This window comes from Nitratidesulfovibrio liaohensis (genome assembly GCF_011682075.1).
Classification (GTDB): Bacteria; Desulfobacterota; Desulfovibrionia; order Desulfovibrionales; family Desulfovibrionaceae; genus Cupidesulfovibrio; species Cupidesulfovibrio liaohensis.
Map to the genome: position 1 here is coordinate 1 of NZ_VSMK01000521.1, position 1,546 is coordinate 1,546.

Here is a 1,546-nt window from a genome sequence, read left to right on the forward strand (position 1 = left end):
GCCTGCCGCTTCGGGCGCGGCGCGCATGCCGGTGCGGGCCACGGCGGCCACCACGTCGTCGGGGCGCAGGTCCAGGCCGTCCATGTCCACGCGCATGCGGCGGGACAGCACGTCGAATTCCAGCCGGTCGGGGTTGCCCACCAACGGGGTCAGCGCGCGCCGCAGAATGCTCACCTCGTTGGCGCAGTCCATTTCCTCGATGCGAAAGGCAGTCATGGGCGTCTCTCCGTGGAAAAATGGCGGGGCGCGTTTGCGCGTCGACCAGCCATCGATTCTATCTGCACATATGAACACGTGTTCATATGTGCAGAGTATGCGGGAGACTCCACGGTGTCAACCGCCCGGCGCGGCAGGCCTGGCAAAACCGCGCCGCCGGGCGCCGCGCGGATGAAAAAACACCGAAAATCCGGCCTGTTCCCGATGCAGACAGGCCGGAGAAATGTTGCAAACCATGCAGGGGAAAACGCCCGAACGGGCGCACGCGGAACAGATCGGGCGCGCCAAAAGACCGACACCCGGACTGGTGCCGGGAATCGGCGGATGGCGGGCAACGTTGCGGACTGTGTGTTTTTTGGGGGGGGACGAGGGCGTGGCGGGTGGCACCGGACCGGCGAAACGGCCCGGGCGAAGGTCACGGGCAACCCTGCCCGACCGGCCAGCGCGACCCACTGGCCGCAGGCCGTCTGGCGGACGGTCTGTCAGACAATCCGGCAGACAATCCGGCTGGCAGTGCCGGAACCAGCCGCGCTAGGCGCGGTTCTTGCCGTCGGTCATGGCCAGGGCCAGCTTCATCTCGCGGTCCAGACGGTTCTGCACGGCGGCCTGCACTCGTTCGGACGAGGACCCGAACTGGCCGGAGCGCACCGCGTACACCTCGCGAATGAGCTGTTTTTCGAAGTTGCGGCCCGCCTTGGCGGTGCCCGCCTGCACCGTGGCGTCGCCCTGCCCGCCTTCCTGCGCCACCGACTGGTGTTCGGCCATGTTATCCAGGGCGCGGGCAAAGATGCGGGTGGCACCAGCGGGGCCGTGCTGCACGGCGGTGCTCCACAGCACCTCGCGCAGTGCAGGCGACAGCGCCCCCTTGTTCAATCCGGCGGCGCGGCTGACGGCCTGCAAGGCCGGGGCATAATGGCTTTCATGGATGAACCGCTCTTGCAGGGCCTCGAACCGGTCTGGTTGCTCTTCGGCTATTTCGCGCCACACACGCGGCATTTCTCCGGTCTTGCCGCCGGTGTTGGCGGGTCCGGCGGCCTCCAGGCGAGAGGCGATGTCCGGCGCGGCCTGCCGCGCAAAGTCGAGAAAGCGGTCCATGGTCCCGGCCCGCGACGAAATCTGGTACTTGCCGTACGAGGTGCCTCCGTGCCGGTCGTAGCCGACGGCGGCAATGCCGTCCTCACCCGATTCGAACTGCGCGGACAGACCGCCGATGTCGCCTGCCGGTACACCTGCCGCGTCACGCCGCCCGGACTTGCCAGCCCCATCAGACTTGTCTGAACGGTCGCGCCGCGCGGCCTTGCCCGCGCCCGCCTGTGCGCCGCCGCGCCCC

General features: G+C 68.4%; 2 protein-coding genes. Both read right to left on the reverse strand.

The window, feature by feature from the left end; genetic code table 11:
• Positions 1–216: hypothetical protein (locus FVW27_RS15195; RefSeq protein WP_167126697.1), on the reverse strand; the 216-nt coding region annotated here is incomplete at its 3' end.
• A 531-nt stretch (positions 217–747) separates the two neighbouring features.
• Positions 748–1,546: VgrG-related protein (locus FVW27_RS15200; RefSeq protein WP_481850166.1), on the reverse strand; the 799-nt coding region annotated here is incomplete at its 5' end.